At 40.5% G+C, this 14422-nt stretch carries 11 protein-coding genes and 1 other annotated feature; all 11 genes read right to left on the bottom strand.

Annotation, left to right across the window (positions count from 1 at the left end; all coding sequences use genetic code 11):
• Positions 1–87 precede the first annotated feature (87 nt).
• Positions 88–879 (bottom strand): tryptophan synthase subunit alpha, encoded by a 792-nt coding sequence (gene trpA / locus BUB87_RS01265; protein WP_073341262.1) that lies wholly within the window; start codon positions 877–879, stop codon positions 88–90.
• Positions 876–2051 carry a tryptophan synthase subunit beta gene (gene trpB, locus BUB87_RS01270; RefSeq protein WP_073341296.1) on the bottom strand — a complete coding sequence of 392 codons (1176 nt, stop codon included), beginning with the start codon at positions 2049–2051 and terminating at the stop codon, positions 876–878. The genes trpA and trpB overlap by 4 nt, the downstream gene beginning before the upstream one ends.
• 5 nt (positions 2052–2056) lie before the next feature.
• Positions 2057–2695 carry a phosphoribosylanthranilate isomerase gene (locus BUB87_RS01275; RefSeq protein WP_234945917.1) on the bottom strand — a complete coding sequence of 213 codons (639 nt, stop codon included), beginning with the start codon at positions 2693–2695 and terminating at the stop codon, positions 2057–2059.
• Positions 2696–2707: 12 nt separating this feature from the next.
• The gene (gene trpC, locus BUB87_RS01280; RefSeq protein ID WP_073341263.1) at positions 2708–3523 is read right to left on the bottom strand and encodes an indole-3-glycerol phosphate synthase TrpC; all 816 of its coding nucleotides are present in this window, start codon (positions 3521–3523) and stop codon (positions 2708–2710) included.
• A complete protein-coding gene (gene trpD, locus BUB87_RS01285) occupies positions 3520–4536 on the bottom strand; it encodes an anthranilate phosphoribosyltransferase (RefSeq protein WP_073341264.1) in 1017 nt (338 codons plus the stop codon). Before trpD ends, trpC begins: the two co-directional genes overlap by 4 nt.
• Entirely contained in the window at positions 4526–5104 is a 579-nt protein-coding gene (locus BUB87_RS01290) for an anthranilate synthase component II (protein ID WP_073341265.1), read from the bottom strand. The genes trpD and BUB87_RS01290 overlap by 11 nt, the downstream gene beginning before the upstream one ends.
• Positions 5105–6538, bottom strand: a complete 1434-nt coding sequence (trpE, locus tag BUB87_RS01295; protein ID WP_073341266.1) for an anthranilate synthase component I — start codon at positions 6536–6538, stop codon at positions 5105–5107.
• Between the two features lie 55 nt (positions 6539–6593).
• Positions 6594–6916: a binding site (T-box leader), on the bottom strand.
• A 57-nt stretch (positions 6917–6973) separates the two neighbouring features.
• The gene (locus BUB87_RS01300; RefSeq protein WP_234945918.1) at positions 6974–7642 is read right to left on the bottom strand and encodes a helix-hairpin-helix domain-containing protein; all 669 of its coding nucleotides are present in this window, start codon (positions 7640–7642) and stop codon (positions 6974–6976) included.
• 12 nt (positions 7643–7654) lie between these two features.
• Entirely contained in the window at positions 7655–10126 is a 2472-nt protein-coding gene (locus BUB87_RS01305; RefSeq protein ID WP_073341268.1) for a beta-mannosidase, read from the bottom strand.
• Between the two features lie 15 nt (positions 10127–10141).
• Positions 10142–11158 (bottom strand): zinc-dependent alcohol dehydrogenase family protein, encoded by a 1017-nt coding sequence (locus BUB87_RS01310; RefSeq protein WP_073341269.1) that lies wholly within the window; start codon positions 11156–11158, stop codon positions 10142–10144.
• Between the two features lie 171 nt (positions 11159–11329).
• Positions 11330–14095, bottom strand: a complete 2766-nt coding sequence (locus tag BUB87_RS01315; RefSeq protein ID WP_073341270.1) for an alpha-mannosidase — start codon at positions 14093–14095, stop codon at positions 11330–11332.
• Positions 14096–14422: the final 327 nt, after the last annotated feature.

Raw genomic sequence — 14422 nt, forward strand, 5'->3', positions numbered from 1 at the left:
GTTAATTTGATTTTCTCCTAATTATTAATAGTTAATTACATATTACCATAAAAGTTTAAAAGCCAACCGGATTTATTATTTCCTAGACTATAAAACACTTTTCATATCATAAACTAAATCCCGTACATTTTTTGCAATTCTTTCTCGATCGCCTTCTCCTCTTTCTATTTGGCTGACCACAGCACTACCCACGATAATCCCTTCACAATAATCTTTTAATTTCATAATCATATCAGGACCAGATATACCAAACCCTATAGCCCGCGGTAAACTTGTGTAAGAAGCTACTTCTTCCATGTATCGTTTCACGTCCGTATCCAGCTCCTGCCTCTGTCCTGTTACACCAGTGACTGAAACGCAGTATACAAATCCGCCAGCATTTTCTGTAATTTTCTTTATCCTCTCATGGGAAGTAGGAGCAACCAGGGGTATCAGGTGTATGTCATGCTGTTTCACTATGTCGTACACTTCTCCTCTTTCTTCCAGTGGAAGATCTGGAATGATCAACCCATCTATACCGACATCACGAGCTTCGCTTACAAATTTTTCTATGCCATATTTAAAAACCGAATTGTAATATACCAGGTATATTAAAGGTACATCGCTGACCTGTCTCAAAGATTTTACCAGATTCATGATATCTGGTATTTTTATACCGTTAGCCAGAGCCCTCATCGATGCTCTTTGAATCACTGGACCGTCAGCCAATGGATCTGAATAGGGTATACCAAGCTCTATTAAATCCGCACCAGCTTTCTCCATCTCAAGAACCAATCTATAGGTCATCTCTATATTTGGATCACCTGCAGTAATATACGTTATCAAAGCTTTTCGACCTTTTTCCCTAAGCACGCGAAATTTTTCATCAATCCTGTTCATAATTCCACCCCCAGCACTTTTGCTACAGTTTCTACATCTTTATCGCCTCTACCTGATAAATTTACTATGATGATCTTATCTTTAGAGAGCTTTGGCGCCAATTTCAACGCATAGGCTACCGCGTGAGAACTTTCCAATGCCGGTATTATGCCTTCAGTCCGGCTCAACTTCACAAAGGCATCCAGCGCCTCCCTATCTGTAGCTGAAACATACTCTGCCCGCCCTATTTCTTTGTAATAGGCGTGTTCCGGCCCAACTCCGGGGTAATCAAGCCCCGCAGATATAGAGTACACCGGCATTATCTGGCCTTCCTTATCCTGTAAAAGCATTGTTTTCATGCCGTGGATAACACCCACACTGCCTCTCGCCATAGTAGCGGCGTGTTTATCGGTATCAATACCCTGTCCAGCAGCTTCCACACCAATTAGTTTCACTTCTTTATCCTCAAAAAACGGATGAAATATACCCATAGCATTGCTGCCACCGCCAACACAGGCTATGACGTAGTCAGGAAGCCTTCCTTCTTTTTCTAATATCTGTGCTCTGGTCTCATCTCCAATAATCCTCTGGAAATCCCTCACAATTGTAGGATAGGGATGCGGCCCCACTACCGATCCCATTACATAAAAGGTATCTTCTACATGGGTCACCCAGTTCCTTATAGCCTCATTTACGGCGTCCTTTAATGTCCCCGTACCCGACCGAACGCTGGTCACCTTGGCTCCCAGAAGTTTCATCCTGAATACATTGAGAGCCTGCCTTCTTATATCTTCCTCGCCCATAAAAATCTCACATTTCATGCCAAACATGGCTGCACCTGTAGCGGTAGCCACTCCATGCTGTCCCGCACCTGTTTCGGCTATAACCCTTTTTTTACCCATGCGCTTTGCTAGCAATATCTGACCCAATACATTGTTAATCTTATGGGCTCCTGTATGGTTTAAATCTTCCCTCTTTAGATATATCTTTGCACCACCTAAGCTTGCAGTTAAATTTTCAGCATAATAAAGTGGTGTTGGTCTGCCCGAATACTCCCTTAAATAATACCTGTATTCCTCCATAAATTTTTCATCGTTTTTAGCCGCATTATATTCTCTTTCAAGTTCAATTAAAGCATTCATAACTGTTTCGGGAACATACTGCCCTCCAAATATGCCAAACCTTCCCGGTATATGGTTCATAAATTTCTCACCCTTTCCACAAATTTTTTCATCTTATCAAAATCCTTATTGCCATCGGTCTCAACCCCGCTGCTAACATCAACAGCATAAGGCCTCACCTGTTCTATGGCCATAACTACATTATCAGGATTAAGCCCTCCCGCCAGTATTATAGGAAGTCTTATATAAACGGATTTTAAAATAGTCCAATCAAATGAGCGACCTGTCCCACCGTACTGAGTATAATCAGGATAAGGGGCGTTACACTGTACCACATGAGGTGAATCCAGCAATATACAGTCAACTGGATAATTTTTGATCTCTTCAAGGCATTGGGCATCTTTTACCCGTAAAGCCTTCCATACCTCAACATTGTATCCTACAACATCCTCAGGGCTTTCATCGCCGTGAAATTGTATCACGTCAAGACCTAACTCGCCTACAACTTTTTCTATAACTTCTCTTTTTTCATTGACAAAAACTCCTACCTTCTTTATACGATTATCCAATCTGTATACCAATTTTTTAGCTAGAGGTAAATCTACCTTTCTTTTGCTCTCGGCAAATACAAAGCCTGCATAGTCAATCTTCAAAGCATTGGCATAATCAATATCCTCCAACCTCTTTAATCCGCAAATCTTTATCTTTACCATCATATCACCGCTTCATCATGCCATTTTTAATTCCTCAAGAGATTTTATAATATTCTTTGACCTCATCAGTGCCTCACCGATCAAGACCGCATCAACGCCAATAGATCTCAGGTATTTTATATCATCAGGATTTCTTATACCACTCTCTGATACTTTTACTACATTTTGTGGTATCATTTTAATAAGTTTTTCAGTGTTCTTCAAATTTACGGTAAAATCCTTGAGATTCCTGTTGTTTATACCTATAACATCAGCACCAGTTTCCAGGGCAATGTCCAGTTCTCCCTCATCGTGGACTTCCACAAGGCAATCCAGATCCAATGATTTGGCAAGTCCATAGTACCTTTTTAGATTTTTCCCCAGTATTGCCGTTATAAGCAAAACGGCATCGGCACCTATCACTTTCGACTGATATATCTGGTACTCATCTATGATAAAATCCTTTCTCAATACAGGTAGAGCAACAGCGTTTTTTACTTCACCTATAAAGCTATCATCTCCAAGAAAATATTTTTTTTCCGTCAACACCGATATGGCATCGGCCCCTCCGGCTTCATACATCCGTGCAATATCAGCAGGTATTATATCTTCCTTTATAGCCCCTTTTGAAGGAGATGCCTTTTTAATCTCCGCTATTATCTTTATACTGCCGTTTCTTACCATACTGATATCCTCTCTACCTATTAATAAAGCGCATTTAAAACCTCTGCTTTTATTGCCTTTATCCTCTAAAAGAATATTGACTGCTTTCATCAACGTATCAATAGAAACGTGTCGTTTCTCTTCTTCCAACTGCAATTTCTTGTATGCTACTATTTCATCCAGAATCATACGGCAATCTCCCTGCTAACTTTCACAAAATCATTGAGCTTTTCGTAGGCAGCTCCTGAATCGATGATATCTTTAGCCTTTATGATACCTTCTCTCATGTCTTCAACGGCGTTTCCCACATAAAGGGCTGCAGCCGAATTTAATATCACAATATCCCTGGCAGGGCCTTTTTCTCCCTTAAAGATTCGCACGATAAGCTCGGCATTATACCTGGCATCTGCACCTGAAATATCCTCCATCCTGGCATATGGGATACCAAAATCCCGTGGGTCTATTTCATAATCGATAATCTCTCCATCTTTTATTTCGCTTACAAGGGTATTGGAAGTTATTGTTATCTCATCCAAGCCATCCATACCATGAACTACCATAGCCTTTTCCGTGCCCAAATTTTTAAGCACTTCGGCAATAACATGAGTTAATCCGCCATCATAAACCCCCAACACCTGTCCTTTTACGTATGCCGGATTTGTCAATGGCCCGAGCACATTAAAAATCGTCCTGGTTCCCAATTCCTTTCTGGGACCCGCCACATTTTTCATAGAAAGATGATAATATGGAGCGTATAGAAACCCAATCCCAATATTTTCAATACATTTTTTAGCTTGCTCAGGTGACATATCTATCTTAACGCCTAATGCCTCAAGAACATCAGCACTACCACTTTTACTGGACACCGCTTTATTGCCATGTTTCGCCACCTTAACACCTCCAGCCGCAGCTATTATGGCCACAGCAGTGGAAATGTTAAAAGTCTTGCCGCCATCGCCTCCTGTGCCACAAGTATCTATAGCGTATTCCTGAAGTTCAACTCTTTTTGCTTTAGACCTCATACACATGGCGCAACCTGTTATCTCAGGTATAACTTCCCCTTTCATTCTTAACGCTATCAAAAATCCCCCTATTTGCGATGGCGTTGCTTCGCCATTCATTATGGCATCCATTGCCATATATGCTTCTTCTTGAGTTAAATCCTCCTTCATGACAACCTTCTTTAATAATTCATGCAACATTTAAAATTCCCCCCAAAAAATTCTTTAATATTTGTTTCCCATTTTCTGTAAGAATAGATTCAGGATGAAATTGCAGCCCATAAACAGGCAAGCTTTTGTGCCTTATACCCATTATCGTTCCATCTGATGTGTAGGCTGTAATCTCCAATTCCTGCGGCAAACTCTCTTTATCTATCACCAAAGAATGATACCTTGTAGCGCATATAGGATTTTTTATTCCGTAAAATACGCCATGTCCATTGTGGATTACCATCGAAGTCTTACCGTGGAGTATCTTATCGGCTCTAACGATCCTTCCTCCATAAGCATATCCAATAGCTTGATGACCTAGGCAGATACCCAATAATGGTATTCTACCCTTTAGCTCTCTTATGAGATTCACGCAAATACCCGCTTCTTCCGGCCTACCCGGTCCCGGCGAGAGTATAATTCTCTCAGCCCCAGAATTTATAGCCTCTTCAACCGTTATTTCATCATTTCGAACCACCTCTATACGAGGGTAAAACTCTCCAATATACTGGTACAAATTATAAGTGAATGAATCATAATTATCTATCAAGAGGATCATTTATAAAACCTCCTTCAATGCCATGGCCTTATTTAATGTCTCCTGATATTCTGTCTCTGGTACCGAATCATAGACTATGCCCGCACCCGATTGTATATATGCCTTTCCGTCTTTAAAGATTATGGTCCTTATAGCAATGCACATATCCATATTACCTGTATAGGCAAAATATCCCGAAGCACCAGCGTATATCCCCCTTCTCACATTCTCCAGTTCATCAATAATCTCCATAGCCCTCACCTTCGGCGCCCCTGAAACAGTACCAGCCGGAAGGCACGCAATAAGCGCATCATAACATGTCTTATCGTCTTTGAGCTTGCCGGATACCGTCGATACAATGTGCATAACATGAGAGTACATATCCACATCCATAAATCTCTCAACCTTTACAGTACCAAATTGACTGACTTTGCCTATATCGTTGCGCCCCAGATCTACCAGCATCACGTGTTCTGCCCGTTCCTTCTCATCTGCCAGTAGCTCTTCCTTCAACCTTTGATCCTCCTCTTCAGATGCACCTCTTGGCCTCGTACCCGCTATGGGATTTGTCATGACAATACGATCTTTAACACTTACGAGGCTTTCCGGCGATGATCCTACGATCTGAAAATCACCAAAGTCCATGTAAAAAAGATAGGGCGATGGGTTTAGCGATCTAAGTTTTCTGTATGCGTCAAAAGGATCAATGTCCGTTTCAGCGGTTATCCTCTGGGACAAAACCACCTGGAATATATCACCTGCTACAATATATTCTTTAGCCTTTCTTACCATTGCACTATAACTATCTCTGTCATAATTGGCTTTAACGCTTTTCAGATGGCTTTGGTTATTTATAGGGTGTATCTCATCCCGCCTCATGATAGTCTCTTTTATACCATTTAATCTTTTTACAACATCTTCATACTCCTCACTGTCATAAGGCATTACATTGTGTATAATCGAAACGTTGTGATGAAAATGATCATATGCGATTACTTCTTTGTAAAACATCAAGCAAGCTTCAGGTGTTCCTATCATATCGGGATTTTTGTCAGGAAGTTTTTCATACTGCCTTATGACATCATACCCTACATAACCAACTCCTCCTCCAATAAACGGTGGCAATTCCACATTGGTCAGAACAGGATAATCCCCCATACGCTTTTTAATCTCGTCCAGTACCCTTCCTTTTACCATCTCTACTTTATCATCTCGTTCTATGCGAATATCGCTTTTATAACTGCAGATAACCATATATGGGTCACAACCCAAAAACGAATATCTTCCCCACTTTTTCCCGCTCTCTGCGCTCTCTAATAAAAATTTTCGTTTTCCTTTTAAATTATAAAAAAGACCAATCGGTGTAAGCTCATCGGCATTTATCGTAAGCATAACTGGTATGATGCCTGTTTTTGTTCTCATGATCTCAAACTCCGATTTTGATGGAAATATCAAAATACCACTCCTCTCTATAATTTATCCTCCAATAAATCAAAAAGGTACCTCATCCCCATGGGACGAGGTACCTCGCGGTGCCACCCAAATTCGGCTACCAAGGTAACTAAAAAAGCATTTCACCCATTAGGGCGAAATGCTTTCGCATCCGCTAGCCACCTATGTATAGCCATCTCATCCGGGTACAGAAGGATTCCTCCGATACCCTGTCTTTTTAACGGTAGACTCCCGATTAACGCTACACACCTTAAAACACTTTAAGGCTTCGCGCAACTCCTCCCGGGCCCATTCAATGACACTCTGGATACCGGAATTCCACCATCCCCGGCTCTCTATAATCCGAGTATATCATCTACTCTTCCCGTTCATCGGATTTTTCAGAATACAACTTTCTGATATTAGAATACACTAAACAATAATACATGTCAAGAGTTTTTATATCGTTATCTTATCTTTAATCTGTTCAAAAATCTTATCACCTATACGGCTTACATTTTTGATCTCTTCAATAGATTTAAATGGACCGTTCTGATTTCTATAATCAATTATCCTCTGAGCAGTCACTGGCCCGATACCTGGTAAGCTATCCAGCTCCTGAAGAGATGCTGTGTTTATATTGATCTTGGCATTCGTAGGCAGCACGCCACTATTTCCAGAGCTCGTGCCGGAAACAACCTGTGGAGGCGTTTCTCCTTTTTTAGGAATATACACCTTCTCTTCGTCAGTTAGCTTTTTTGCCATATTTATCGTAGAGGTATCAGCATCCTCTTCTAGTCCCCCAGCCTTGTTTATAGCATCTATCACTCTTTCGCCTTGTTTAAATCTATATACTCCCGGATTCTTTACAGCACCACCTACATCTACGTATATCTCATTTTGTTGTGTATCATTCGACTTGGCCTCATCGATTTTACTTTCATTCGAGACCCCATTCTCTTTGACTGCTGATGGCGATGGCTTGGCTTTTGTATCAGAATTTGTTGTGTTAGTTGCATCTATAATCATTTTATCTGTCTGTTTATGCAAATTATAGTTGATTATAATGCTCCCTAACAGTGAAAAAGAAAGCAGTATAATAATTGCATAAAGTATCTTTTTGTTCACAAAAATCCCTCATCATATTTTCGCTATCATGCGCGTTATGTCAAATATCTCAATCTTACCAGGTGTTCCTGAACATTTTATTGTGTATTTTTCCCCTGGTATCATATTTAAGCAATTGTCAGACAGATCCACATCCTCTTCTGTTTCTACAAACACCCCAAACGCTGGTACATCCGCAGTGAGGGTTATGGTATTGCCATCAACGTTGCAGCTAATGTTAGGCTGTACCAATTCCAAATTTCTAAACCTGTCAAATACCTTATAGTTCTCGTAAGTAACGCCATTTACCGTAATCTGCACGTATATCACGCTATTTAATAATTCTCCGTTTTTCTCTATCGGCAGCGTGCATCCTGGTATATCTACAGGCATAGCTTTTGGCGCATAGCCAATATTAAGGTCTTGGGTACTGTAATGGGCTATCTTCATCACATCATTAGCAATCAAAGACGTCTTTAGCTGTTTTTCTGAAATTTTCTTTCCGCCCAGACTATAAACCACAATTCTTACTTCAGCATCGGCATTGTAAAGCAAATCACTTATTCCATATATTGATACGCCATCACCTTCCTGTACAATGTACGGAAGCACATCAGCATAAAATTTCTTGGAATAATGATACAGAGCCTTTTTCCTCTTGTAATAGTCCAGGCAAGACCAGCTTGCCACAGGCCAGCAATCATTGAGCTGCCAATATAACGTTCCTGCCGTCATGAACTTGCGAGACCTCCAGTGCTCTACCCCTGTCTTTATAGCTTCGGCCTGATTAAACTGGCTAAGGTAGACAAAACTCTTAAGGTCTTTTGGAAAACCTAAACGCCCCACCATAAATCTGATCAAACGCTCCATACCTTCTGCCATCTTATTGTGTGCAAGCATTACAGGGCTTAAAATAGTCCTATCTTCAGGAGCCGTATAAGATAACACGGTCTTCCAATCAGGCATGGCTTGGAATCCAAATTCACTCAAAAATCTTCCTCTGTCTCCTAAATAGGCGCTGTAATCCATCCAGCCGCTCCAGACATTCCATTGATGCCTATCTCCTTCTGCTTCACTATTAGGATCCTGTCCACCATATGGACTCGATACCCAATAAGGCCTTGATGGATCGTATTGCGCACAAAGTTTTGGCAATATCTCCTTATAAATAAAGTTGCCCAGATATTTCGGATCGCCATTATGCCACCACGAATAGAATCCCCAATTATTTTCATTATTTCCGCACCAAAGTACAATAGATGGATGGTTTCTCAATGCCAGTAAAACTGCTTCTGACTCTTCAATAGCCAGCTCCTGAAACCATTCAAATTGATCCGGGTATTGCGCACAGGCATACATGAAGTCCTGCCATACCATTATGCCCATTTCATCACAGGCATCATAAAATGCCGGATCTTCGTATATGCCACCGCCCCAGATTCTCAGCATATTCATATTTGCATCCTTAGCAAGCTTTATGTATTCGTAATAATCCTGCCGGGTAAGCCTTGGCAATAGGTTATCTGCTGGTATCCAATCAGCCCCCTTGGCAAATACCTTAATCCCGTTAATTTCAAATATAAAGCTCTCGCCTTCACTATCTCTATTTCTCAGCAACTTTACAGTCCTTATTCCCGACCTGAAGGTTTTTTCATCTATTATTTCATCATCCATTAAGAGTGTTATCGTAATATCATAAAGGGGCTGCTCTCCTATGCCGTTGGGATACCACAATTTTGGTTCCTTTATTTCAAGCACAGCCTTTATTTTATCGTTCTGGACTGACACCCTTTTTTTAGCACATACGCAACCATTATATGAAACTAAAATCTCCGCTTCTAAATCCTGATCCATATATGAATCTACTTCTGCACTGACATTTACATACGCAGTATCGCCCTCAATTTTCTCGGTGTAGAAAAACGGATTTAAGATCTCAGCATCTTTTATAATTGACAGATATACACCTCTCCATAGGCCAACCTGAGCTATCCTCGGACCCCAATCCCATCCATAAGAGTACTGAGCCTTTCTCACATAAGGCCTTGCACTCTCACCGGACCAGGCCAAGTTAACAGGGCTGGCATTTTCTATCGCCTTTATAGTTTTTATAGGCGAATCAAAATGGACCTCTAGGGTATTTTTACCATAATTTATTATATCTGTAACATCAAAGATATGGGGTATAAACATATTTTCAGCTCTACCGATAAATTCTCCATTTAAGTATATATCCGCAAGGGTATCAATACCTTCAAAAACTAATTTTACCATATCTATTTCTTCAGTCATATCTACATCAAAATCAAACTCTTTTTTGTATATCCATTCTTTTTCTTCTAATTTATGGCATTCAATCTCATTCATTCGATAAAAAGGATCTTCCAGCTTCTTTAATGCCATGAGATCCAATTGAACACATCCAGGAACTTTGCCCTCATACCACTGAGTATCATTTGCTTCCTTGAACTGCCAGGTTCCATTTAAAGAAATACGTTTCTCCATAATTATCTCCTTCCCTTAAAATACAATCATAGTCTTTATTCTTTCACTAATATTCTCAGTAAATGCATCATTTATATCGTCAATACGATATTTATGGGTGATTAAATCCTTTACGTTCACCCTACCTGATTCCAAGAGTTTCACAGCTCTATAGTTAGTATCTGGATTGATAAATGAACCACTTATTGTTAACTGCTTCTGGTACACGTCAAAAGGTCTTAAAACAATCTCATCATCTACACCAGCAACACCAAAAAGCACGATATGGCCTCCTCTTTTTACTACATCAAAGGCCTGACTTGCCGTAACTCTCGAACCGACGCATTCAAATACTACATCCGCTCCATGAATGTCATTCATCTCTAACACTTCTTTTAAATCGTTTTCGACAGGGTTTGCAACAAGATCCGCTCCCAATTTCAATGCCAGTGCCCTTCTGCTTTCTATAGGCTCACTTACTATGACCTTTGAAGCACCCGACAATCGCGCCAGCTGCATGATGATAAGACCAATAGCTCCCCCTCCCAACACGAGAACAGTATCGCCGGATTTGATTTTACTTAAATCCACTCCATGTATGCAGCAAGCCAACGGTTCCATCATGGCGCCACTTATAAAGTCCAGCGAATCGGGTAACTTATATACCTGTTGTGCAGGAACTGCACAATATTCTTCAAACCCTCCATTATAATTTATCCCTATAGCTCTCAAATTTTCACAGAGTTCTTTTTTGCCTGTACGACAGAATTCACACTTGCCGCAATATATGTTGGGGTCCACAGCTACTTTATCGCCCACTTTTACATTGTCTACTTTATCCCCTACCTTGACTACTTCTCCCGAAAACTCATGTCCTAAAACAATAGGGGGCTTTATAGGTGCCGATCCAACACCACCTCTATAAATATGTAAATCAGTGCCGCATATACCGCAAGCTTTTACCTTTATCAGAACTTCCTCTTCACTTATATCAGGTACAGGTATATCCGAAACCTTTATATCGCCAGGCTTATTAAATATCGCTGCCTTCATCAACACGCCTCCTTTCCTTATCTTCTATGTAAAAATAAACAGAAAAACAATACCTCTACATTAATTATATCATTATACACAGCATCAAACAACCTTTACATGGTGTAGTATATAAAAGCAAGCCGATCCTTTTGATATATAGATCGGCTCACTTTTATCCATTGCATATTATTATCTAATCTTAAACGTCTTTATCTCGTAAGGCTTAAACACAGTGCTAAAAATTCCACCCTGAATCTTAACTGCATTCCCTATAGGTTGCTCTAATAAATCCGTTTCTACTGCCTCTACGGCAGGAAGCAATACCTTTATATCTGCTGCCGTCTCTATACCATCGACTTCGTACATCCTGATCACTATCGAATCATCATCTTCGGCTTTTTTCACAGCCGCAGGTATGATATTTTCTGGCATGACCTCTATTACAGCCATCGCATCACTTAATGTTCCATCATGTGGGTCATCATAATGAGCTTCCAGCCTATTGTTGAACTCATATCCACATCTGGCGGAATCAGCATTTCTCCACTGACCGCTGTGAGGATATACAGCAAACTCTATCTCGTGTTTACCTAATTCTGGTAGTGGATCAGGATTAAAAGTACTCCTTATCAATGACATCCTTATGGTATCTTCTATGTAGTCAAAGCCATATTTGCTGTTATTTACTACGCATAGCCCTATCCTGTTGCCTTTGTCGTCTTTCCCTGTTATGTCTACCCATTTTTGAGCTGGTACATCTTCTCCTTTTACATTTAAGGATGACATGTTGTTGGGTGAAGCACTCAATGACGCCACATCGACCTTTTCATTTCTTTTTATGCTGCCAAATGGTATCTCGTACGTCGGAGATATATCGCAGGCATTGAGAGGAAATGCCACTTTTAATAGCGGCCCACCATTTACCTTATCTCCTATCTCAAGCCAATTTATATCTAATTTGAAATCTACCCTCGGCATATCTTTGCATAAGGTTATATCCATTGTAATTTCTGATTTGTTGTACTTTCTGCTCACCCTTACTGTTGCCTTTACTGGGCCTCTTTCTACGATTTCAATATGTGCTCCTTTATCCAGATCGGTTGTTTCTAAAATCTGACCTATAACCCATGCGGACATATCGTTAGGAGCTTCATGCAATACCTGTAACAAACCCAATTTTTTGCCATGCGGCACATATTCTACATTGGTCTTTTTGTCAATAAGGCTTACAATGGTGCCAGAGCCGGCTTCCACGCGCAATTTTAGATATTCGTTTTCTATTACCTTTTCGTTAGCTCCGTCAAAGGATACTGTTGCTCCGCTTTCTTCAGGCATCAAATAGGTTTTTTTGAGGTAATATGTTTTGTACCCACAGCCTGGAACGTCTTTTGCTGTAAATGTTACAACATGAAAATCAAATCCAAACCAGCTCTTAAAGGTATATTGCACGGGTATTTCCTTCCCTGTATTATCAACCAATATGAATCTGGCGTCTCTATCAAACTTTTCGTAGACGTTTACTGTAACTGTATCTGTCCTTGTCCATGCCAGTGGGTTGAATACTGTAATGGATAAGTCTCCTTTGCCTTTTGTGTTGAGTTTGCTTACAATAGCTTTAAATGAAGCCTCTTTTATCATGTCCACATGGGCCTTAGTATCCTGATACAATCCCTGGGAATATTCGTAGGTCGCGTGAATACCTGATCCTGGGAGTATGTCATGGAATTGATTAAACATGGTGTTTATCCAGCCTTTATGTAATTGTTTTTCTGGATAGGCTTTTGAAACCAGCTTGTTGGCTACTAAGGCGTAAGCTTCTGCCTGGCCTAACATGTTTTCTGAAAATCTGTTCGCTTTCTTTATGTTACTTTGTGATGTGTAACAACCTCTGAATGTGAAATTTAGTTCACCGTCTACTACGGGGAGTTTGTCTATATACCGCTCTGCTATGGTGAAATATTCGTCTGTGGTGCTGAATTTTACTTTCGGAAATACAGGCCATTTTTCCATCTCTTTTATCATGTTGATATGTCTTCTGGTCGGCCCACCTCCGTGGTCACCTACGCCGTAAACTATCATGTAGTCTTTCATACCGGTAGCTTTGTAGTGATCCACTGCCTCCACGACGTCCTCAGGTCTCACAGCTCCCAGATACCACAGCTTTTCGTCATTCCACGCCAAAACTTTTGAACCATCTGGTGCTTGCCATAAAAACAGTCTATGGCCCTTGCCTGCTCTGCAGAAATAATATCTTTTTATGCCCGCTTTTGCCAGTATCTGAGGATATGTCCATGCATGGCCAAAAGTATCCGGTTCCCAATCTATTTTTATGGCATCATAGGGCAAACCAAACTTCTCTTTAAAATACCTCTTTGTATAAAGAATCTGGCGGACTAATGCCTCTCCTGACGCCATATTCTTGTCGCCCTCTACCCACGTATTGGCTGTTATTTCCCATTGTCCACTTTTGACCCTCCTGTGGATCATCTCATAGGTCTCAGGGCTATAGTCTTCCATGGCTTTATACACTGAAGTCTGGCTTTGTGAAAATTTAAAATCTGGGTATTCACTCATAAGCTTATCTGCTGTATTGAAGGTTTTATAGCAAGTGTCTACAGTTTCCTGCCATGGCCACAGCCAGTTCATGTCAATATGGGCATGGCCTATATAGTGTATAGTAAATTCTTTTGCCACTGCCGCAATAGCTTTTAAGGAATCTTCAGCCTTTGCCACCGCATCTTTTATCCTCAATCCCTTTTCAATATCCTCTTTCAAGCCTTCTACAGCATCCTGTACTTGAGCCGCCCATTGTCCTTCTTTTTCGGGATATGCTTCTATTAGTTTTTGCACAAATTTTATCTCATAGAAAAAGCGCTTCAAATCCTTTTCTATATCGCCAACTGTTCCCTCCAAAGTTGACAGATACTTGCTTACACTCTCTAATGATATATCCATGGTAATCCCCCTCGTATAATATGATTTGTAATCAACCAAAAAGGTCGACCTTTAACAAGATTAATAAAGATCTTTGATATTTAAATATTGTTTCTTTAAATTTCACCATGATTAAATCTATCAAGTGCCACTTGATACTTATGCATACATCGCATAGCTACTACCCATGGTTGGGAAGATGGGTTGTCAAGCCCGAACGCAGTGAGTTCATTTTAGGCTTGACTACTCATCGACCAAACATATAATCCTCTCTGCGATGTATGCTCGATTGCTGCATTTTGTATTGTAGTACACGTATTCCCTCTTTCTTCTTCAGGTTGTCTCTGT

It is taken from the genome of Caldanaerobius fijiensis DSM 17918 (assembly GCF_900129075.1).
Lineage (GTDB): Bacteria > Bacillota > Thermoanaerobacteria > Thermoanaerobacterales > Caldanaerobiaceae > Caldanaerobius > Caldanaerobius fijiensis.